Source organism: Rhodococcus sp. 3258 (assembly GCF_031456475.1).
Classification (GTDB): Bacteria; Actinomycetota; Actinomycetes; order Mycobacteriales; family Mycobacteriaceae; genus Rhodococcoides; species Rhodococcoides fascians.
Window position 1 is genome coordinate 658,597 of sequence record NZ_JAVDUT010000001.1, and the last position, 21,504, is coordinate 680,100.

The 21,504-nt window shown below is 64.1% G+C and carries 20 protein-coding genes and 1 tRNA gene; 12 read left to right on the forward strand and 9 right to left on the reverse strand.

The annotated features are described in order from the left end of the window. The gene (locus J2X62_RS03010; protein WP_032365942.1) at positions 1-1,407 is read right to left on the reverse strand and encodes an APC family permease; all 1,407 of its coding nucleotides are present in this window, start codon (positions 1,405-1,407) and stop codon (positions 1-3) included. 60 nt (positions 1,408-1,467) lie between these two features. Here J2X62_RS03010 and J2X62_RS03015 point away from each other — a divergent pair, with 60 nt between their 5' ends. Together J2X62_RS03015 and J2X62_RS03020 are read left to right on the forward strand one after the other, a co-directional pair. Then, complete coding sequence (locus tag J2X62_RS03015; RefSeq protein WP_027495998.1) at positions 1,468-2,076, forward strand: TMEM175 family protein; 609 nt, start codon at positions 1,468-1,470, stop codon at positions 2,074-2,076. Next, a complete protein-coding gene (locus J2X62_RS03020) occupies positions 2,073-2,846 on the forward strand; it encodes an IclR family transcriptional regulator (RefSeq protein ID WP_228139160.1) in 774 nt (257 codons plus the stop codon). The genes J2X62_RS03015 and J2X62_RS03020 overlap by 4 nt, the downstream gene beginning before the upstream one ends. Here J2X62_RS03020 and J2X62_RS03025 read toward each other — a convergent pair. From J2X62_RS03025 to J2X62_RS03045, 5 genes are all read right to left on the reverse strand, one after another. Beyond that, positions 2,834-3,823: a D-glycerate dehydrogenase gene (locus J2X62_RS03025; protein WP_032365944.1), complete on the reverse strand. Its 990-nt coding sequence runs from the start codon at positions 3,821-3,823 to the stop codon at positions 2,834-2,836. The genes J2X62_RS03020 and J2X62_RS03025 overlap by 13 nt on opposite strands. Next, the gene (locus J2X62_RS03030) at positions 3,820-4,743 is read right to left on the reverse strand and encodes a hydroxymethylglutaryl-CoA lyase (protein WP_032365945.1); all 924 of its coding nucleotides are present in this window, start codon (positions 4,741-4,743) and stop codon (positions 3,820-3,822) included. Before J2X62_RS03030 ends, J2X62_RS03025 begins: the two co-directional genes overlap by 4 nt. Further along, positions 4,744-5,955, reverse strand: coding sequence for a CaiB/BaiF CoA-transferase family protein (locus J2X62_RS03035; protein ID WP_032365946.1), 1,212 nt, complete (start codon positions 5,953-5,955; stop codon positions 4,744-4,746). A gap of 29 nt (positions 5,956-5,984) precedes the next feature. Further along, positions 5,985-7,376: a GntP family permease gene (locus J2X62_RS03040; RefSeq protein WP_032365992.1), complete on the reverse strand. Its 1,392-nt coding sequence runs from the start codon at positions 7,374-7,376 to the stop codon at positions 5,985-5,987. 125 nt (positions 7,377-7,501) lie between these two features. Beyond that, a complete protein-coding gene (locus tag J2X62_RS03045) occupies positions 7,502-8,062 on the reverse strand; it encodes a molybdenum cofactor biosysynthesis protein (RefSeq protein WP_032365947.1) in 561 nt (186 codons plus the stop codon). Positions 8,063-8,136: 74 nt separating this feature from the next. Here J2X62_RS03045 and J2X62_RS03050 point away from each other — a divergent pair, with 74 nt between their 5' ends. Continuing rightward, positions 8,137-9,681 carry a carboxylesterase/lipase family protein gene (locus J2X62_RS03050; protein ID WP_032365948.1) on the forward strand — a complete coding sequence of 515 codons (1,545 nt, stop codon included), beginning with the start codon at positions 8,137-8,139 and terminating at the stop codon, positions 9,679-9,681. Here J2X62_RS03050 and J2X62_RS03055 read toward each other — a convergent pair. Then, positions 9,674-10,540 (reverse strand): DNA-formamidopyrimidine glycosylase family protein, encoded by an 867-nt coding sequence (locus tag J2X62_RS03055; protein WP_032365949.1) that lies wholly within the window; start codon positions 10,538-10,540, stop codon positions 9,674-9,676. The two genes, J2X62_RS03050 and J2X62_RS03055, sit on opposite strands and share 8 nt — an antisense overlap. 29 nt (positions 10,541-10,569) lie before the next feature. Between J2X62_RS03055 and J2X62_RS03060 the strand changes: the two genes are divergently transcribed. Genes J2X62_RS03060 through J2X62_RS03070 form a run of 3 tightly spaced genes read left to right on the forward strand, consistent with a single transcriptional unit; the run spans position 10,570 to position 12,257 of the window. Then, on the forward strand, positions 10,570-11,370 hold the full coding sequence (locus J2X62_RS03060) for a thymidylate synthase (protein WP_027495989.1): 801 nt from the start codon (positions 10,570-10,572) through the stop codon (positions 11,368-11,370). Further along, positions 11,367-11,876, forward strand: coding sequence for a dihydrofolate reductase (locus tag J2X62_RS03065; RefSeq protein ID WP_032365950.1), 510 nt, complete (start codon positions 11,367-11,369; stop codon positions 11,874-11,876). Before J2X62_RS03060 ends, J2X62_RS03065 begins: the two co-directional genes overlap by 4 nt. 54 nt (positions 11,877-11,930) lie before the next feature. Next, positions 11,931-12,257, forward strand: a complete 327-nt coding sequence (locus tag J2X62_RS03070) for a cupin domain-containing protein (protein ID WP_027495987.1) — start codon at positions 11,931-11,933, stop codon at positions 12,255-12,257. On the opposite strand, the gene J2X62_RS03075 is transcribed toward J2X62_RS03070, so the two are convergent. Continuing rightward, on the reverse strand, positions 12,250-13,110 hold the full coding sequence (locus J2X62_RS03075) for a universal stress protein (protein WP_032365951.1): 861 nt from the start codon (positions 13,108-13,110) through the stop codon (positions 12,250-12,252). The genes J2X62_RS03070 and J2X62_RS03075 overlap by 8 nt on opposite strands. Positions 13,111-13,213: 103 nt before the next feature. After that, a complete protein-coding gene (locus tag J2X62_RS03080) occupies positions 13,214-14,119 on the reverse strand; it encodes an acyl-ACP desaturase (RefSeq protein ID WP_032365952.1) in 906 nt (301 codons plus the stop codon). A 334-nt stretch (positions 14,120-14,453) separates the two neighbouring features. Here J2X62_RS03080 and J2X62_RS03085 point away from each other — a divergent pair, with 334 nt between their 5' ends. The 6 genes from J2X62_RS03085 to J2X62_RS03110 all read left to right on the forward strand — a co-directional run bounded on the left by J2X62_RS03085 (position 14,454) and on the right by J2X62_RS03110 (position 21,365). Beyond that, positions 14,454-15,686 (forward strand): CdaR family transcriptional regulator, encoded by a 1,233-nt coding sequence (locus tag J2X62_RS03085; RefSeq protein WP_027495984.1) that lies wholly within the window; start codon positions 14,454-14,456, stop codon positions 15,684-15,686. Between the two features lie 74 nt (positions 15,687-15,760). Continuing rightward, complete coding sequence (locus J2X62_RS03090; protein WP_176456678.1) at positions 15,761-16,465, forward strand: ABC transporter ATP-binding protein; 705 nt, start codon at positions 15,761-15,763, stop codon at positions 16,463-16,465. Continuing rightward, a complete protein-coding gene (locus tag J2X62_RS03095) occupies positions 16,462-18,933 on the forward strand; it encodes an FtsX-like permease family protein (RefSeq protein WP_310177424.1) in 2,472 nt (823 codons plus the stop codon). Before J2X62_RS03090 ends, J2X62_RS03095 begins: the two co-directional genes overlap by 4 nt. 152 nt (positions 18,934-19,085) lie before the next feature. After that, entirely contained in the window at positions 19,086-19,712 is a 627-nt protein-coding gene (locus tag J2X62_RS03100) for an isochorismatase family protein (RefSeq protein WP_162182896.1), read from the forward strand. A gap of 115 nt (positions 19,713-19,827) precedes the next feature. After that, positions 19,828-19,903 (forward strand) — tRNA-Arg (locus J2X62_RS03105). A gap of 106 nt (positions 19,904-20,009) precedes the next feature. Then, complete coding sequence (locus J2X62_RS03110; RefSeq protein ID WP_310177427.1) at positions 20,010-21,365, forward strand: HNH endonuclease; 1,356 nt, start codon at positions 20,010-20,012, stop codon at positions 21,363-21,365. Positions 21,366-21,504: the final 139 nt, after the last annotated feature.

Sequence of the window (21,504 nt, forward strand, 5' to 3'; positions counted from 1 at the left end):
TCAGCTCCGCGCATATGCCGCAGCTATGCCTGCGTAAGTTGTCGGGTCGGTTCGCCTCAGGCGTAGAGCCACCAGGACCCCGAGGATCGCTGCGAGGATCAACACCACCGGTACCGCGTTGACGACGGCAGAATCGGATCCGGTGAGCACGCTGTAATGCGTTCCGGCGAGGATCAATCCGGTCGTGAACCCGAGAAATCCGATGCCCGGGGCAATCGCGGTGCGCCACACGGATCGATCGGGATGGCCGATGAAGAACACGACCACCGACAGTGCCGCGGCGGCCTGCAGCGCAATGACACCCAGAGTGCCGAGGCCGATGGCACCGGCCGCATAACTCAGGTAGGGGTCGGCACCGGCCACCGCGAAGCCCGTCAGCGATACCGCTGCCACCACCGATGCGGTGATGCTTCCGATATGGGGGCTCGCGTGCCGCGGGTGAATTCGGCCGAGCCACACCGGAAGTACCCGCTCACGCCCCAGCGCGAACAGATAACGACTGGCGGCGTTGTGCACCGCCAGATACGACGCGAGCACGCTGGTGCACAGCAGCACTGCGGTGCCGTCGTACAGCACGGTTCCGCCGTACTCACGCGCCAGCGTGAACAGTAGGTTGCCCAGTTCGGTCTGGGCCAGCGCCGGAGCGTCGACACCGCCTGCCGCACCGACGACGATCCAGCTCGTCGTGACGTAGAAGACCGCGATGATCGACACCGCAATGAACGTCGCACGCGGGATGCTCCGCCGCGGGTCCTTGGTCTCCTCCCCGTACAACGCTGCGGATTCGAACCCGATGAAGCTCGAGAAGGCGAACATCATGGCGATACCGAGCGAACCGGAGAACACCTGAGTGGGTGTGAACGACTCCAGTGGCACTGCGGCAGCGCCCTTCTGCCTGACGACCAAGCCGTCGAACACCACCAGAAAAGCGAACTCCAGCACCATCAGTGTCCCCAAGACCTTGGCGGAGAGGTCGGCATTTCTGAACCCGAGAATTGCCACGATCACCACGGCAACGCCGGTGAAGACGTACCACGGAATATCGATGCCCGAATCGGCGAAGACCAGATGGGTGAAATAGCCGAATGCTCCCGAAAGCCCGCACGCAAGTGACGTATACGCGACAACTGCGACATATGCGGCAGCAATTCCGGGCGGTTTACCCAACGCGAGACCGATGTAGGTGTAGAACGCACCGGTACTGTAGACCTGCTGCGCGATCGCCGCGAACCCCACCGAGAAGCAGAGCAGCACAACGGAACTGATCGCGTACGCGGCAGGCAACCCAGCCCCGTTTCCGCGAATCAATGCCAGTGGCACATTACCGATCATGGCCGCCATCGGTGCTGCGGCAGCAACCACCAGAAACACCACTCGCCCGGTGGTCAGAGTACGTCGCTCGGACATCGTTGGGACGCTACCCGTACTGGGAGCACAATGCTGACATGGAATACGAGATGGGCTGACATGGAATATCAACGCGGTTTCGAGAGACTGGTCAATTTCAGCGATGCCGTGGTAGCCATCGCGGCCACGCTGTTGGTTCTACCGCTCGTCGAGTTGGCCGACCCTGGCCGGAGCGACAGCTTCGTGGACGTCTTTCGTGAGCACGGTGTGGAATTCTATGCATTCGTCCTGAGCTTTCTGGTGATCTTCACTCAATGGCTCAGCCACCACCGCGTCTTCCGAAATCTGATCGGCTACACACCTGCACTGATGTGGATCAATTTCGTGTGGCTACTGTCCATCGTGTTCCTCCCCTTTCCGACGAAGCTGATCGCCGAGAAGAACGGATACGACTCGAGTTCGTCGACGCTGTACGTCGCCACAATCGCTGTCTCCGTCATCGCCATGTTCGTCGCGGACGTCGTCGTCTCGCGGCACCCGTCGATCGTGGCCGCTGACTCTCGCGACGTGGAACGAGTCCGCACCGGCGCCGTCGGCTCGGCGTTGATCCTGATCGCGTTCGGTCTGGCGTTCACACCACTCGGCCTGTGGTCACTGCTGATCCTGCTGCTGGCCAAGCCGATCAACCACTTCGCCGATCGACGCACTACACGTAGATTGGTCGAGTGACCGAGAATTCACCGAAGCAGCAGCCGCTTCTCGTGCTGGGCAAGATCACCGAGATTCTCGATGCGTTCTCGTTCGATCGCCCGGCCATGACGCTGGGCGAGATTCAGCAGAGCACCGGGCTGCCCACCTCGACGGTGCAGCGTCTGGTCACCAACCTGGTTCAACAGGGCTTCCTGGATCGAGGCGGCGATCGCATCCGCATCGGGGTGCGGATGGCGTACTGGGCCGCGACGGCGACCAAGGATCTCGACGTGTTGTCGGTCGTCAACCCGATCCTCAAGGACATGCGCGATCTGACGACCGAGACCGCGTGCTTCTTTCGGCCCGAGCAGAACTACCGTGTATGCGTGGCCATTGCCGAGACGCGGCATGCGTTGCGACGAGACATGTACGTCGGCAAGGTCATTCCGCTCAGCGCAGGATCGGCCAGCCGTGTCCTACTGGCCTGGGACTCGGAACTGGCAGAGCGTGTTCTGTCCCGCGAACTCGAATCGCTGACCGAGCAGACGGTGACCGAGGCCGAGACGATGCGGGAACTGTTGGCGCAGACAAGGTCCGACGGCTACGCGATCACCACCGGTGAGCGCGAAACCGGCGCATCGGGGCTGTCCGCTCCGGTGTTCGATTCGGCCTCGGACATCGTCGGTGCCGTCACCATCAGCGGCCCGACATTACGGATGCCGCAGTCGCAGTGCGAGGCCTGGGTGGACCTGCTGATCTCGCATGCCGAACAGATCACCCGGACCCTCGGCGGCCGCTACCCCGCGTGACCCCAGGCCTCGGGATTGACCGGGTGCGGCGGGAGCTCACCGCGCAGCATCGCCACGGCATTGGTGGCGCACAGGCGCGCCATCTCCGAGCGCACCGAGACCGTCGCGCTGCCCACATGCGGTAGGAGCACGGTATTGGACAGTTCGGCCAGGCCCGGTTCGAGCGCAGGTTCGCGTTCGTAGACGTCCAATCCTGCTGCAGCGATCGATTTCTCACGTAGAGCAATCACCAGCGCTGCCTCGTCGACCACCGGCCCACGCGCGGTATTGATCAGAATCGCCGACGGCTTCATGGCCTCGAACACGGCAGCATCGACCAGATGCCGGGTGGAGTCCGACAACGGGACGTGCAGCGACAGAAAGTCACTCGTTGCGACGATCTCGTCCCACGCCGCATGTTCGACGCGGCCGGCGAACTCACCGAGTTCGTCGTCGGAGACCTCGCGGTCGCCGGGCGGCCGGGGGCAGAACTTCACCGTCATGCCGAACCCCAGTGCCCGCCGAGCGGTGGCCCGCGCGATCCGACCGAAACCGGCAAGGCCGAGCACACGGCCCGAGACATCGCTGCCCAGCAGCAGTTCGGGCTCCCACCCGGTGAAGGATCCGGACCGAACGAAGGCATCGGCCTCGACGGCGCGGCGGGCCGTGGACAGAATGAGGAGCATCGCGATGTCCGCGGTCGAATCCGTCAGCACACCTGGAGTGTTCGCCGCGGTGATTCCGTGGCGTGTGGCGGCCGCGATGTCGATGTTGTCGAATCCGACGGCGTAGTTGGAGATCCCGGTGATCGACGCCGTAGCGAGAAGTTCCGCGTCGAACCGGTCGCGCAACTGCGAGACGACCACGGAATACGTACCCGATGCGCAGGCGTCGAGAAGCTGCTCGTGGTCCAACGAGCGGAGGTCGACCTCGCCGGCGGCCCGCAGAATGTCCATGCCGGGAGCCGGGATTTCCGACGTGACGAGAATGCGGCTCATACGACCCACTCGAACACGTGCGCCTCGGACCTGGCACCCTGCACGGTTTTCGATCGCATGGGCTCCTCCAGTTCGACCAGCAGGCCCTCCGACAGAGAGACCATGCGTGCCAGCGTCTTCGGCTCGAACCAATCCGGCCTCGTCGCGAAGAGAATGTCCTCGGACGAGGTGTTGCCACTGGCACCGGGGGCGAAGGGGCAGCCGCCCAGTCCGCCGAGCGAACCGTCGACCATCGCGGCTCCGGCCGAGATGGCGGCGAGAGTGTTCGCGACGCCCAGACCCCAGGTGTCGTGACCGTGGAACACCACCCGGCGGTCCGGCGTTTCCGCGCGCACCCGTGAGATCAGCGACGACACCTGAACCGGTACTGCCTGTCCGAGTGTGTCGCAGATGACAATATCCGTTGCGCCCGTGGCTCGTTCGTCGTTGGCGATCTCGATGACCCGATCCGGCGGTACCTGTCCCTCGAAAGGACAGGTGAACGACGTTGCGATACACAGCTCGATCTGTCCGCCCACCGAGCGGGTGATGTCGACGGCATCGGGCATCGCGGCCAGCGACACCTCGGTGGTGCGCCCGATGTTGGCCTGGTTGTGTGAGTCCGACGCGGAGAAGCAGTACTGGAAGTTGCGAGCCCCTGCAGCAGCGGCCTTCTCGACGTGGCGTGGAGTGGCGACCCACACCCAGCATCGCTCGAGTTCCTCGGCGGTCAGCTCGCCGATGACCTCGAGGGTGTTGGCCATGGGCGGCACTTTGTCGCCGCGTGCCATCGAGCCGACCTCGAGTGCCGGCACGCCGAGTTCGATGAGGGCCCTGATGATCTCGAGTTTGCGTTCGGTGGGGAGCATCTTGCCGGTGAGCTGTAGTCCGTCGCGCATCGTGACGTCGCGTAGCTCCGCGGTGGGGGTGAATCGGTACATCTACAGGCCCATCTCTTCGTCGGTCCGGCCGAGCAGCGTCGACAGTACTTCTCTGGTGTGCTCGCCCAGATCCGGCCCGACCGAACGGATCGGCAGGGATGCATCACCGATCACCGGGACAACTCCGACGAACCCGACGTCGGTGGGCTCTCCCTGGCCGGTGTCGACCGGAAAGTGCTGAATCATGTTGCGGGCCGCGTACTGTTCGTCGGCGACGATGTCCGCAGCGGTGTAGATCGGACCCGACGGCACCCCCGCGGCATCGAGTATCTTCAATGCCTCGGCGCGCGAACGCAATCCGGTCCAAGCCGAGATCGCGGCGTCCAGCTCGTCCCGGCGACGCCACCGGCCGGCGTTGGTCGCCAGGTCCGGATCGGCTCCCAGATCGGGACGGTCGATGGTTTCCATGTAACGCTGGAAGATGGCGTCGCCGTTACCGGCGATGATGATCGAGTGACCGTCGTTGCACGGGTACGCATTCGAGGGCGCGATGCCCTCCATCCGGCCGCCCGTCCGTTCACGTTCGACGCCGTAGGCCAGATAATCCGGGATCAGCGACTCCATCATCGACAGGATGGATTCGTTCAAGGCCACGTCGATGGAACGCTGTTCGAGCGACAACGGGTCCGATTTCTCTGCTGCGCGCTGCGTCTGTCGCTGGAACAACGCCATGACACATCCGAACGCCGCATAGAGACCGGCGATCGAGTCGCCGATCGACACACCGACCCGCACGGGCGGCCTGTCCGGATCACCGACGAGGTTGCGGAAACCGCCGTACGCCTCTGCCACAGCGGCAAATCCGGGTCGCTGCGACATCGGACCGGTTTGCCCGAATGCCGAGATGCGCGTGATGATCAGCTCCGGATTGGCGGCACTGAGAACCTCGGGCGAGATCCCCCACTTCTCGAGTGTGCCGGGCCGAAAGTTCTCCAGCACGATGTCGCAGTGCGCGGCGAGGTCGACCACATCTTTGCGGCCCTGCTCGGTGCGCAGGTCCAACACGATCGATTTCTTGTTCCGGTTGATCGTGCGGTACAGCATCGACGTCGTACCGGAATACAGCCGCCAATTGCGCAATTCGTCGCCGGTACCCGGCCTTTCGACCTTGATCACCTCGGCACCGAAATCGGCGAGCATCCTGGCCGCCGTGGGTGCGGCGATGTAGTTGCCGAGTTCGAGAACTCGAACTCCACTGAGCGGCAATGCCATTGTGTTCCTTTCGATATTCGCGGAAGAGGTCACAGGATCCAGCTCATCGGCACGATCAAGGCAATGGCAATGACCGATGCCACCGACACACCCACCGAGCACGTCTTGAGTGTGCCCCTCGTCGACTGGCCCATCAAGGACTGCAGCAGCCAGAACGTGTTGCTGGTGACGTGCACGGCGAACAGCGATCCGGCACCGGCGGCGAGCGCGATGAACACCGGGTCGAGACCGATCAGCGGCGCGACAGGCGCGAGGATGCCGGCCGAGGTGATGGCGGAGATCGTCACCGATCCGACGGCGATGTGCAACGCGGCCGCAATGACCCACACCATCAACAGTGGAGCCGCGGTACTGGCCGTGAAGTACTGGCCCAATATGTCGCCGAGACCCGCCTCGTTGATGACGGCTGCGAGCGATCCACCGACACCGGTGAGGATGAGGATCTGGCCGCTCTCGGCGAAACCACGAGCGAGAGCTTTCTCCACCCGCTCCTGACCGACGTGGTAACGGCCGATGAGGCACGTCCCGACCAGTCCGAGGAGCAACGCGATGACCGGGCTGGCGATGAATTCGACTACCGGAACCGAGATCTCGGCGACTTCGAGAACGGCACCGATGGCGATCAGGACGAGCGCGAGCAGCAACGGCGAGAGCAACACCAGCAGCGAGGTCTGCTTCTCGGTGCGCACCTTTTGGGCCACGCCGCCGCCGGCGCCGAGGGGCTCGTCGTCGGACTCGACAGGCTCCGAGACCACCGGCTCCGACACCGCGATGATCTGTTGCTCGTCCTTCTCCTCGTTCCACCAACCGTGCCGGAAAACGAACGACATGATGGCCACCGACAGCACGACGACAGGAATGATGAGGATCAGTCCGTAGATCATCATCTTGCCCAACGGCACGCCGAGCAGTCCGGCCAACGCCAGCGTCGCGACTCCGGGGACCATGAAGACGATGCCGCATTCCAGAGCGATGGCCAGCGCCGTCGCCATCCTCGCCGTGCCGTACTTGCCGATCTTGGGTGCGAGGTTGCGAGCGAGCGGTGCGGAGATCACGAGCAACACGTCGAGGAAGATGGACTGCAACAGAGTCGCGATGGTCAGCGACAGCGCGTACGGGAGCCGCTTGGGGCCGAAGGCTCTCAGCAAAGTGCCGACGAGACGCTGGATGGCGCTCATCTCCTGCAGCACCGAACCCATCAGGACGCCGAACGCGATGAGCAATCCGACCTCGGCCATGATCTCGCCGAATCCGCCGGTGATCGTGTCGACAGTGGTCGACACTCCCAGCTTGGTCGCCAGGCCCAGGTACGCAGCCCCGAGCACCAGCGAGATCACCGGGTTGAAATGGAAACGAACGATGAAGACCACCACCGCCAGTACTGCGACGACGGTGTTGATCACGATCCACAAATCGGACATCGGTAGGTCTTTCCACCAGAGAGTGACCGCCGCCATGCATGACGGGCCGGTGTGATGCGTCGCACCATTGCTCACATTATGGGCACAGATTTACTTTGTGAGCAAGAGTGACCCCCAGCTTTGCGTCAGATGGGCTGTGCGCGCCGAATCGACAGCGCAGCTCGCGAGGCATCCAGTTCGACCGGGGAACGCACCGACAGCGGCCCGACTCGCAGGATTCCGTCCGAGAGCGGCTCGACCCGCAATCCACCGCGACCGATCAGTGCCTTGCGAGCGCCGTCGACCACCATGCGGTCCATCCACGCGCACGGATGGGCAGGTCGCCCGCCCCGGAAGCGAATCCAGCCGTCACCGGAATCGAGCTCGAATTCCAGTCCGCGCAGTGGGTCGAGCTCCAAACCGCGGACCACAACGTTTCGCCTGGCCACGGCCGGGTCGGGAACGTCGACGCCCAGTACCTCGCCGACGGCGTCCCAGGCTTCGAGTGCCAGAAAGCTCACCGCTGCCTCGGTATGAGCCTTGACCCCGAAGAACCGATCGCCGCGGATGCCCTTGTGGGCGACGATCTCGACGCTGTCCGGCAATTCGGTCGGCACCTCGGCCGGGCCGTCCTTGGATCTCCCGAAGTACGCGTGCGAGGGCGCTCGCAGCAGCTCCACTATCTCGGCTCGATACTCGAAAGGCATGCTTTCGAGTCTGCCCGGTACCCGACCCTGCCGGTTCTTACCACCGGGTAAGAAGCGCCCGGTAGTATCGCGAAATGGCTGTGAAAACACGCGTGACCACTACGGACGGCATGATCGAGGGAAAGCCGGTCGGCAATCTCACCACCTGGCGGGGCATTCCCTACGCCGCCCCTCCCGTCGGTCCGCTTCGGTTTCGCGCACCTCAACCCACCCAGCCGTGGCAGGGCGTGCGCGACGCGACCGAGTGGGGCAACGCATCCGTTCAGCACAAGCGGGGCACGATGCTCGCAATCGGCAAGTACCAACCGTCGAGCGAGGACTGCCTGACACTCAACGTCCTGGCACCGAGCACGCCGAGCACGACACCCAGACCGGTCATGGTGTTCATCCACGGCGGTGCGTACACCCTCGGCACGTCGGCCACCCCGCTGTACGGCGGAGGTTCGCTGGTCCGGCGCTCGCTGCAGGACGGCGACGGCATCATCTACGTGTCGGTCAACTACCGACTCGGCGCTTTGGGCTACCTCGACATGTCGCGCTTCTCGACCCCCGAGCGGCCGTTCGATTCCAACCTGGGACTACGCGACCAGGTGGCGGCATTGGAGTGGGTAAAGCGCAACATCGCCGAATTCGGCGGAGATCCCGACAACGTCACCGTCTTCGGCGAGTCCGCAGGCGGCAATGCCGTCACCACCCTGATGACAGTGCCCGCCGCGAAAGGCCTTTTCGCCCAGGCAATTGCCGAAAGCTCAGCACCGGGCATGACGACCGCCAAGCACCGGGCGGACCAGTGGGCGAGCGAGTACGTCGGGTACCTCGGAGGCACCGCCGAGACCGCGGTGGAAACCCTGGAGAACGCCGAGGTACTGGCACTCGGCCGAGCAGGCACCAAGCTCGGACTCACCACGCTGCACCGCACTCCCGGCCTGCTCCCCTTCGGCCCGGTGATCGACGGTGACTTCCTTCCTGTCGATCCGGTCGAGGCGTACGCGAACGGCACCGCACACAATGTGCCGCTGATCATCGGCACCAACGCCCGTGAGGGAACACTGTTTCCGAAGTTTCTGGACGCGTTGCCCACCAACCCCGAACGCATTTCCAAACTCTTCTCCCTCACCGATCCCTCGGCGGAACCGGTTGTCACCGGCGGATACCGTGGATACCCGAGCGAGCGGGCCGCCATCGACTTCGGCGGGGATTTCACGTTCTGGAAGCCGTCTCTCGAAGTGGCCGAAGGACATTCGCGTCACGCACCGACGTACTTCTATCGCTTCGACTTCGCCCCTCGGTCGATGAAGTTGTTGGGCCTCGACGCCACTCACGGGTTCGAGTTGTTCGCAGTCTTCGGCATCAACGAGACGTTGTTCGGCAAGGCCTTGACCGCGACAGGGGGACGAAAGTCGTTCGCGGAGGTCACCGAGCAGGTGCAGTCACACTGGATTGCGTTCGCCACCAACGGAAAGCCGTTGGAATCGTGGCCGGCCTACGACGAAACCGAGCGCAATACATTGATCTTCGACACGCGAACTCGGGTGCAGAAAGATCCGCGCAGCGATCGCCGCAAAGCGTGGGAAGGCTATCGCGGCTACGCCAGCCAGACGCTCGAACCCGCTACTTGAGCAACCGCGACATCCGGCGGTCGGCAAGAATCTTGCCGGCCGTCTGGCACGTCGCGCAGTACTGAAAAGAGCGGTCCACGTAGGCGACCTCGCGCACCGGATCTCCGCACACCGGGCACGGCAGCCCGGTTCTGGCGTGCACCCGCATGCCGGATCGCTTCTCCCCCTTCAGACGCGCCGCATCCTGCCCGGCCGAGCGGTCCACCGCGTCGGACAGGACCGAACGCATCGCGGCATGAAGAATCGAAACAGATTCCGCGTCGAGCTTGCTCGACGACGCGAACGGCGAGAGCTTGGCGACGTGCAGAATCTCGTCCGAGTAGGCGTTGCCGATTCCGGCGAGCAACGATTGGTCCACCAACGAGGTCTTCAGACGAGCTGTGGTGCCGCCCAGTATCTCGGCGAATTCGAGCTCGGTGACCGTCATTGCGTCCGGCCCGAGCCGGGCGATGCTCGCGACCTGCTGAGGATCACGGACCACCCAGACCGCCAATCGTTTTTTGGTACCGGCTTCGGTCAGGTCGATCGCCGGGGTTGCGCCCTCGGGAGTGAAGAAGTGGATCCGCAGCGCCAGCGGCCCCTTGCCCGGTTTCGGCGGAGCAACACTGGGGTTGTCCACCCATCGCAGCCAACCCCCACGCGACAGGTGGGTGATCAGCCACAGGTCACCCGCCTGCAGCGCCAGATGTTTTCCGAACCGCGCGGCATCGGTGACGTCGCGACCCTGCAGATCGGTGATCGGCGGATCGAAGGTCTTGAGAACGCTGAGTGCCGCGATGTCGATGCGGCCGATCACGGCACCGACGGCATGCTCGCGCAAGAAGCCGGCAAGGGCTTCCACCTCGGGTAATTCCGGCATGCGTCCAGTATGCAGCTACGATGGCCGTCGTGATGGTTCCGACTCCGTACGAAGATCTGCTGCGCCGCATCCTCGACACCGGTACAGCCAAATCCGACCGGACGGGAACCGGGACGACCAGCGTGTTCGGGCATCAGATGCGCTTCGATCTGGCCGCGGGCTTCCCGTTGATCACCACCAAGAAGGTCCATCTCAAGTCGATCGTCTACGAACTGCTGTGGTTTCTGCGCGGAGACTCCAATGTCACGTGGCTGCAGGAACACGGCGTCAGCATCTGGGACGAGTGGGCAGCGCCGGACGGCGAACTCGGCCCCGTCTACGGAGTGCAGTGGCGTTCGTGGCCGACCCCGTCGGGCGAGCACATCGACCAGATCAGCCAGGTCATCGAGACTCTGAAGACCGATCCGGATTCGCGGCGAATGATCGTCTCGGCGTGGAACGTCGGCGAAATCCCGCAGATGGCCCTGCCGCCGTGCCATGCGTTCTTCCAGTTCTATGTCGCCGACGGCAAGCTCTCGTGCCAGCTGTATCAACGCAGCGCAGACATGTTCCTCGGCGTGCCCTTCAACATCGCCAGCTACGCGCTGCTCACCCACATGGTCGCCGCACAGACCGGCCTCGACGTAGGCGAGTTCGTGTGGACCGGGGGCGACTGCCACATCTACGACAACCACCGCGACCAGGTTGCCGAGCAGCTCTCCCGCGAGGCGTACCCCTACCCGACTCTGAAACTGGCACAGCGAGATTCGATCTTCGACTACACCTTCGACGACGTCGAGATCGTCGACTATCAGCACCACCCTGCAATCAAGGCCCCGGTAGCGGTGTGAGTGCATCGAGAGAAGTCGGCCTGATCTGGGCGCAGAGTTCCAACCTCAAAATCGGCGAAGCCGGCAGGATTCCGTGGGAAGTACCGGAGGACATGGCCCGGTTCAAAGCCGTGACGATGAATCACCCGGTCATCATGGGACGCAAAACCTGGGAGTCTCTGCCCGCAAGATTCAGACCGCTTCCGGGCCGTCGCAATATCGTGGTCACCCGCAACCGCTCACTCGAGGCACCCGGTGCCGAGACCTGTGGCGGGGTGGACGAAGCCCTGGCCCTGGTCGGAGGCGAGACCGTGTGGATCATCGGCGGCGGTGAAATCTACCGATCGGCAATGCCATTCGCCACAACCCTGCATGTGACCGAGATCGATGTCGAGGTACCGGGCGATACGGATGCGCCAACGGTGGAAGGCGATTGGATCAAGAAGACGGGCGACTGGCTCACCAGCAGAGTGGACGGTAGGCAGTTCAGATATGTGGAGTACGGGAAGCCTACCCAAACTGTTTGAGCGCGTTCATGATTCCCCCATCGCGGCTGCGGGTGGTGCGTCATACTGGCGGCTATGGACAAGAAGTCACTCACCGCACTTGCCCGTCAGCAACTCAAGCTCGCAGTCGGCGCGTCGAGTGGCCGCAGTTCGCAGACGGTGTACGGCGGCCACAGTCGCAAATTGAGGCAGACCGTCGTGGCGCTGGCCGCAGGTAACAAGCTGGCCGAACACGATCTCAGCGGTGAGTCGACCGTCCTCGTCCTCAGCGGCAAGTTGGAGCTGATCAGCGGTGAGAAGACCTGGAAAGGCTCGACCGGCGATCTCCTCGTCATCCCCGACGCACGGCACAGCGTCGAGGCGCTCGAAGACGTCAGCTTCTTGCTGACCGTCGCTATGTAACCGCTTTCCTGACGACCAACACCGGGCAATCTGCGGTGTTGACCAGAGCGAAGCTCGTCGACCCGAGCAGCATTCCTCCGAATCCGCCGCGCCCCCGGTTACCCACCACGATCACCGCTGCCGTTTCGGACAGTCCGCTGAGCACTCGAACGGGGCGATCCTGGGCGACGACGCGTTGGACGTCGACCTCCGGGAACCGCTCTTGCCACCCGGCGAGACTTTCCGCCAGCAACGCTTCCTCGGTGTCGGCGATGGCCTGCCAATCCGCAGGCGCGCGACCGAACGAGCGCGTCAGATCCACGTCGGACCACACGTGTACCGCGATCAACGGAGCATCACGTGCCGAGGCCTCGACGAACGCCCACTCCACCGCTGCCTGATTGACGTCGGATCCGTCCACGCCGACGACGACCGGGCCCTCGGCGACGGGACGGCCGTCGATGTCCCGGCCGCGTACGACGGCGACGGGTGACACGCTGTGGGCGGCCAGAGAGAGTGTGACAGCGCCCGTTTCGCTCGCTCCGATCACCAGGAGCTCGGCTTGGGCCGACACGCCGATGAGTACGTCCATCACGCCGCCTTCGACGGCACTCGAGGTCACCTCGAACGTCGGGTCGTCGACGACCGACACGGCCAGCGTTTCCGCGGCTGCGAGCCGGGATTTAGCCGTGGCGACGAATTCCGTTGCCTCGCCTGCGAATTCGCTCAGATCGACAACCCCCGGCATGTCGACGGCCGTCACGATGTGCAATCGCCGATCCCGTCGCCGAGCGCACAGGGCCGCCCAGATCACAGCCTTGTCGGCCGCAGCGGAACCGTCGATGCCGACGATGATCGGTCGATGCCCTGTCACGTGCCGGCCTCCGGTAGTAGCCCCGAGCCCGCTGGCTCGGTGAATGACGAACAGGGGTTCAGGCTAGTCGATGAATGGTCGCCGAAGGCGTGATGCACTCACGTCAGCTGGCGCGCAGCGCGTCTGCGTACCCCGGAGTTCGGGTGCGGTTCGCCTCGGCTGCCGCGGCCCGGGTGTCGAGATGGACCAGGTAGTCGGCCAATTGGTCGCGGCTGCGGACACCGACGCCCAGGTCGGTCCGCTCGAAGACGCGCCACCGAGCGAGCGTCGGCAGCAGCACCTCGTCGAGATGACGTCGAAGATCGAAGATCCCGTCCCGCTCGATGAGCATGGCGCTCCGACCGAAGCCGGGCAGGTTGGTACCCGGCAACTGCGCGTTCATGACTACTTCGGTGATTGCCGTGACAGTCGGAGCGGGGGCGACGTCGAGCGCTGCCGACACCAGATTCGCAAAGAAGGTGACGTGCAGGTTCTGGTCGTCGACTATCCGGCCGAGCAAGCGATCGGCAACCGGATCGTGGCACTGGTGCGCGGTATTCGTATGGCAGACGCTACTGATCGTTTCGTCGAGGGTCACCTGCGCCAGAGAACGAAGGAGGTGAGCGCCGTTCATCGGGGAGTCGAATCCCACCGTCTTGCACTGTGCGCGAGCTCGACCGAGTGCCGTCGGATCGACGCTGCGCGTGGCGACCAAATAGTCGGTGACGGCTGCAGCATGCCGGGTGCGCTCGGCGCTCCACTCGGCGAGCCAGGCAGGCCATGAGCCGGTACCCGACGCCGCGACCTCGCACCGATACAGCGGAATGTTCTGCTCGGTGAGGAGATCGGTGACCAGTGCAGCCTTGGCGGCTTCGGTCAGCGGTGACGTACGCGTTCCCCAGTACATCTCGGTCCGGACGAAATCCGTGGGCTGCCAGGAGACAGCTGTCGAGCGGTGGCGCGCGAGGTTGTCGTCGATCGTCGGCTGCAGTTCCCGTAGAACCGTGAACTGCCCGATGTCGCTGCGCATACTCGTCCTCTCACCCCGCTCGTCCGGACCGATCCGAGATCAAAGTAGGCGCGCAGCGCAGGCGATGGGACCGCCTTCTGCATTGTTTAGGGCAAGTCGCAAGGCCTCTCGTGGCCCGCTCGAGATAAATCACAACGAGTTTTGCCGAAACCATGGATCACACGTAGATAACAACCTATGATCGATCCTGTTAGAGGCCAGGAAACAAACTCAAAGTTTGAAAAACCTGCCATTTCGGCTGAAGTTGCATAGATTCACGACAGGAAGCGCGTTTCTACGCGTGAGTACGTTAGCTCTCTCAAAACCTGAAGAATCCAACACGAAGGGTTGATCTGTGACCGTTCACAACTCGACTGGCCTCGGAATCATGGTCGCAGGGCAGCCTGCTTCGGCTCCCCTTCGCGATTTTCGCGCAGTGGCGCGCCTCCTGGTAGGCCACTTCGCCGCCAATACTCCCTGCGGTTCACTTCCCGGTGAACAACTCCACGGAGACGTCACCGAATTCACCGTCAAGTGCATCAGCATCGCCGTGCAGATGCTCGACGAGCGCCGCGCACCTGCCGAGTCCGACTTGGCCGAACTGCGCGCCAAGGCCAGTCAATGGGCTCGTGAGGGTGTCCCGCTCGAGTCCGTCCTCAGCGTCTACCACGAGGGCATTCAGATCGGTTGGAATCTGGTGTCCAAGCGGGCAGGAGAAGGCGACGCCGCCCAGTTGATCGAGGCTGCACGCATGTTCGTGCTGCTGTCGGAGAAGGTCTCGATCGCGGCCAGCAAGAGCTACGTCGAAGAGCTTCAGGCAGTGGCGAGCGAGCATCACACAGCCGCGCACACGCTGGTCACCTCGTTGCTGAGCGGACACAACGCCGTCTCGATGGCCCGCCAGTCGGGCATCGAACTCGCCGACAGTTACCTCGTGCTCGCACTGTCGGTACCGCCGCACCCCGACGAGAACGACCCCAACATCCAGAAGACGGTGGCTGCACGACGCAAACTGCGTCGCGTGCAGGCCGAATTGGCCACCGTGTGCGGACGCACTCCCCTGTCGCTGCTCAGCACCGAGGGCGGAACCGTCCTGATCCCCGGCGTCCACGACGACGAGTGGGTCGAGGCGCTGGTGCACCGCATCGGTACCGCCGCAGAGGTCCCCGTCACCGCGACCGCCGAGCAGGCTGCGACAGCCGACATTCCCACCGCCGCAGACCAGGTCCACGAACTGCTGTCCCTGGCTCATCAGCTGCACCGCCCGTCCGGGTTGTACCGGATGGACGACCTGGTGCTCGAGTACCAGCTCACTCGTCCCGGACCGGGTCGACGCCACCTCACCCAGATCCTCGAGCCACTCGATTCGTCACCCGAATTGCTCGAGACCCTCGAGATCCACATTTCGCACGACCTCAACCGTCAGCGCTCCGCCCGGCAACTCCATCTGCACACCAACACCGTCGACTATCGCCTCAAGCGAATCGCACAACTGACCGGGTTCGACCCGACTCGTCCCTCCGGTATCCGCCACCTCCAGGCGGCACTGGTGGCCAGACGGCTCGAATCCTCGCGCGGCGCAGCGTGATCTGAGAACTCCGACCGGTTTCTCGACCCGACGGCAGGTAGCGTCGGAAGTATTCGAGAAGCAGGGGATCATGCATGACGAAGTTGAAGCTCCAGTTGTCCGGCGTGGTCAAGGAGTACCCCACCGGCGAACAACCGGTCCGTGCGTTGGACGGCATCGATCTCACGATCGACGGTGGTCAGTTCGTGTCGCTGGTCGCGCCGTCCGGAGCAGGTAAGTCGACACTGCTGCACATGCTCGGCGCGCTGGACACCCCGACGGCCGGGTCCATCCGATTCAACGACGTCGAGGTCACCACCCTCGACGACAACGCCCAGTCCGATTTCCGACGCCACCAGGTGGGCTTCGTCTTCCAGTTCTTCAACCTGCTCCCGACCATGTCGGCGTGGGAGAACGTCGCCGTTCCGAAGCTGCTCGACGGCACCCCCATCAAGAAGGCGAAAGCCGACGCAATGCGGCTGTTGGACATGGTGGGGTTGGCGCAGCGATCCGAACACCGCCCGGCGCAACTGTCGGGCGGTCAGATTCAACGCATCGCCATAGCCCGAGCCCTGATGATGGACCCGGCGCTGCTGATAGCCGACGAACCGACGGGCAACCTCGATTCCAAGACCTCCCACAACGTCCTCGAGATTCTTGCCGACGTCGCCCACGGCAGCGAGGGACGTCGGGCAGTGGTGATGGCAACCCACGATCTCGAGGCGGCTCGATCGACCGATCGCGTCGTCAGCATGATCGACGGCCGCGTCGACACCGACACCGCTGGTACACCTCGGTGATCGGTACCGCGCTCAGCAGATTTCGCGTCATCAGCCTCCGAGACCTCCGAATGCACTGGGTGCGTTCGCTGGTCTCGGCGGGAGTCGTGGCCGTCGCCGCGGGTTTGCTCATCGCCGTCCTCGGCACCTACGGATCGCTGACCGGATCAGTCGAACGTCTGGCGGTGTCGATCGCAGGCAACGCGCAGTACGAAGTGGTCGGCGTGACCGATTCCGGATTCGACCAGAACGAACTCGACGTCGTACGCGGTGTTGCGGGCGTCGATGCGGCGGTACCCCTGCTCCGCACCATCGTGCGATCCGATGTCGGCGAGCTGACGGTACTGGGTTTCGATTCATCGATCACGGCACTGCAGTCCGATCTGCAAGGTGCCGTGGGCAACGCAGCGGGTCTGCTGTCCGACCCGTCGGGCGTATTGGTCGGAGCAGCAACGGGATTGACGCAGGGTGACACGGTCACGATCGCCGACCGACCCACTGCGGTGGTGGGCGTGATCGACGGCCCTGGTACGCAGCGCATCGGTGGGGGCATGTTCGCGGTCACGTTGCTGCCCACCGCGCAGGCGTTGACCGACCGTCCGGGTCAGCTCGATTCCATCTTCGTTCTCGGTGGCGGGGATTCGCTACGGTCCGACCTGGACGCAGCGTTGGCCGGCCGAGTCTCGGTGATGAATCCGGAATTCCGGGCCGACAGAGCCGATCAGGCCATGAGTCTGACGCGCAATGCGACGCTGATGGTCTCCCTCATCGCGTTCGTCGTCGCGGCGTTCCTGGTGTTCAACGTCATGAACATGGCCATCGCCAAGCGTCGCCCCACCATCTCCCTGCTCCGAGCGGTCGGCGGTCGGCGCGCGGACATCGTCCGCGACCTGTTGTTCGAGTCGGTACTGGTGGGTCTCGTCGGCGGTGCCGTCGGGGTACCTCTCGGAATCATCATGGGCCGCATCGCCATCGAGAGCCTGCCGCCGTTCCTGTCGCAAGCATTCGATGCGCGAATCGAATACGTGTTGCCGAGCTTCGCCATTCCCGTCGCGATCGTGGCCTGCGTGCTGGCCTGCGTCGGCGCGTCCGCTCTGGCTGCCGTGCAGGTGTATCGCATCTCGCCGATCGAAGCATTGGCGGTCGGCGGCGGAGAAACGTCCGGCGGTCCGAAGCTGTCGTTCACGTTGGCCGCCACCGTATTCGGTCTGTTCGCCATCGCCGGATCGTTCGTGTTCGCCGTCAACGTCGACGGGCAACTGACCCTCGGTGCCGGTGCCCTGTTCATGTTCGGCGTCGTCGCACTGTGCGTCGGCGGAACCGGGCCGATCGTCTGGGCCACCGGCGCTGTGCCCCGCCGATGGGGTGGTGCCGGACGCCTTGCCACCGCAACCATCGAACGCGCTCCGCGGCGCATCTGGGCGACGGTGATGACCATCGTCATCGCCGTGGGAGTCAGTGTGGGAGTGTCTGGTTCGTTGACGAACATGACCGACTCCGCCGCCGAATCACTGTCTTCGCTCGCCGACACGGACCTGTACGTATCGATGAGCTCACCCGACGCGATACCGTCGGGCCCGATCGTTCCCGCCGCGGTCGACGAGGCCGTGCGGGCGACGTCCGGCGTCTCCCGCGTCGTCGAAGGGCAGTGGGCCTACGCGACCATCGACAACGAGCTGGTCTCCATCCAAGGCGTCGCCGACGGAAGCAACGCGGTGACGCTGGCCTCGCTCCCCGCAGACGTACGCGCCGGGTTGCTCGCGGGCGACGGCGTGGTGCTCTCGAAGGCGCTCGGTACGACGCTGGGAGTGACGGCGGGAGACTCCATCGATCTGCCGACGCCGACCGGAGTGCAGAACGTACGCGTGCTCGATCTCGTGGACTACATCAACGCCGCAGGCGGCACGATGGCGATCTCACTGGAATCGATGCAGCGCTTCTACGACCGCCCGGGTGCGACGTACCTCGAGATCACCGTCGACGGAGACGTTGCCGCCGTGCAGGATTCGCTGCGATCGACTCTGCCGCCCGAGGCATTCGTGTACACGGGCGCCGCGGCACTCGAGGGCACCAGCGCGGCCATCCGCCAATCCGGTGCGCTGGCCATCGCACTGCAGTGGATCGTCGCACTGGTCGCTGCCGTCGCTCTGCTCAACACGTTGACGCTGTCGGTACTCGAACGTCGACGTGAGCTCGGAGTACTGCGCGCCATGGGCGGCGGCCGAGGAACCCTGGCACGCATGGTGCTCGCAGAGGCACTGTCTGTGGGCATCGTCGGCGGTGTGCTCGGCCTCATCATCGGTGCCGGCCTGCAATACCTGAGCACACTGATCCTCGGTGCCAGCATCGGAATTCCCGTGCAGTACAACGCCAGTTGGACGGTGCTGTTGTACGGACTCGTCGCGTTGGGCCTCTCACTACTGGGATCGGCTCCGCCTGCGGTACACGCATCACGCCTGAACATCGTGGATGCTATTGCCGCGGATTGAGTGGTGGGGATCGGGCTCGTTCTGCGATGCTGGGGCCTAGGGATCCGCAAACGCGCGCGCGTTTGTCAGGTGCGAGCGAAATAGACAGCCAGCGGCTGACGACTCTGCGCGCGTCTGGCAAATGCGCGCGCGTTTGTACGAGGATGACCGACGTGGCCACATTCAGCGTCGAAGTAGAGAAGTACGCGGTCGAGACTCTGCGCGACTGTGTGGGTGGTCCCGAGTGGGAGTTGCGGCCCGAGCGCGCGGCACTTCTGGTCCACGACATGCAGCCGTACTACCTGAACGTGCTGCACTCCTCGGTTCGTGCGCGGGTGGCCGCAGAAGCGTCGGCGGTGCTCGCGTGCGCCAGGTCTGCCGGAGTGCCGATTCTGGCGAGCGGTCCGCGGGCGGCTGAGGCGATCGAACAGCGTGGACTGCTGGGGCCGATGTGGGGGTTGGGCCCGTCTGCCGAGGACGTGGCGGTCACCGAATCGGACTTCGTTCCGATCGCGAAGCGCAGCTACAGCGCGTTCTACGCGTCCGATCTCGAGGTCGAACTACGCCGACGAGGCCGTGACCAGCTGGTCATTGTGGGTGTCTTCGCCTCGGCGGGAATTCTCGCGACGACGTTCGACGCTTTTGCCCGCGACATTCAGTGCTTCGTCGGCATCGAATCGGTCGCCGATTACACCGCCCACCAGCACCGCACCGCCCTGAATCTGATCGCATCACTGACCGGTGTAGTGACCAGCAGCGCGAACCTGCTTCACGATCTGCGGTGCGGACCGCTAGACTGACGACCGCGATGTGGGCCCGCTGTGCAGTACGACAGCGACCCACCCGCAACCCGATTGTTCGACTGATCGAAAGACCTTGCCGCACAGGGACTTTGGAGCACTCATTCGATCACCAGCCTTCGTAGCTCAGGGGATAGAGCAACCCTCTCCTAAAGGGTAGGTCGCAGGTTCGAATCCTGCCGAGGGCACCAGCATCGCTTTTCGGCGCGCACTCTCAGATTTCACACCCCGCCCTGTTGCACTACCTCCCGAACCGGCGTACATTCGAACATGCATTCGAGTACTGGGGAGGAACTCGTGGTCACAGCTATACCAGAATCACCGCTCACATCCGCTGAGGTGTTGAGGTTCGTTGCGCGTCTTCAGGCGTCCGACATAGTCGTCGACGCAGCAGCAGGCATCGATCTCATCTCTGCTCTCGAAACCGTCAAATGCGTCAGCGTGGCAACCCAAGCCGTCGTGACCGATGCCGTTGCAACCGTGATCAGCACCGAACGTCGTGAACGTGGCAAGCCGAAAGCCCAGTGGCGCAAAGGAATTGCGTCGCAGATCGGCCTGGCTCGACGAGAGTCACCCAACCGCGGCGGCACTCATCTCGGGCTTGCTCGTGCGCTCGTTCACGAAATGCCACACACCCTGGCCCGCCTGAAAGCCGGCGAACTCAACGAGTGGCGCGTCATGATTCTCGCCCGCGAAACCGCGTGTCTCACCGTCGACGATCGCCGAACCATCGATGAACGCCTGTGCGCAGACCCCGCCACCCTCGCCGGTGCAGGAGATCGCACCATCGAGGGTCGCGCCCGCGCACTCGCCAACGAACTGGACGCCGCCTCCCAGGTCAAGCGACGCGCAAAGGCATACGCCGCACGCCGAGTCAGTACGCGCCCCGCACCCGAATTGATGGGATTCTTCACCGCGCTCACCTCGATGGAGAAGACCGTCTGCATGTGGGCGACCCTGCGGCGCGACGCCGACACCGTCATCAACGCAGGTGGCGACACACGCAGCCGCGACCAGATCATGGCCGACCTGGTGTTCGAGAGAGTCACCGGCGCATCGGCCGCTCAAGGTCCACCGGTCACCGTCGACATCGTCATCTCGGATTCGACCCTGCTCGCCGGTGGCGACACGTCCGCATATCTGCACGGCTACGGCGACATCCCGTCGGACGTCGCACGCCAACTCGTGCGCGACGCACTCGACGGCGCACAGGGCAATGAGACGCGCGTCGCATTACGTCGCCTCTATGCCCACCCGAAAACCGGCGCACTGACAGCCGTCGAATCCACATCCCGCGCATTTCCCACCGCATTGGGACGCCTCATCGATCTCCGCGATCGCACGTGCCGCACCCCGTGGTGCGACGCGCCCATCCGGCACCACGACCACATCACCGCACACACCGCGGGCGGAGCGACAAGCGCCGAAAACGGCGCAGGTCTTTGTGCCGCATGCAATTACGCGAAAGAAGGCGAAGGCTGGACGGCCGAAGCACTACGAGACAAACGGAACGCGCGACATCGGTACAGGCTCATCTCACCCACCGGGCACACGTACGATTCGAGCGCGCCGCCGATGCCGGTGGTCGAGCTCTACAGCTCGCCGGCGGAGAACGTCTACATCGACGGACTGTTCGGCTCCGACGCCGCGTGACCGTCGACCGCGGGAAGAGATCGGGTCCGCACTCGGTTACACTCGGTATCGACGCGCGTAACTGCACGTCAGACGTCGTGGAATGCTCCCGAATCACCATGTGCACCCCGCACAGGCTTCTCTTACGGCGATCGAAACT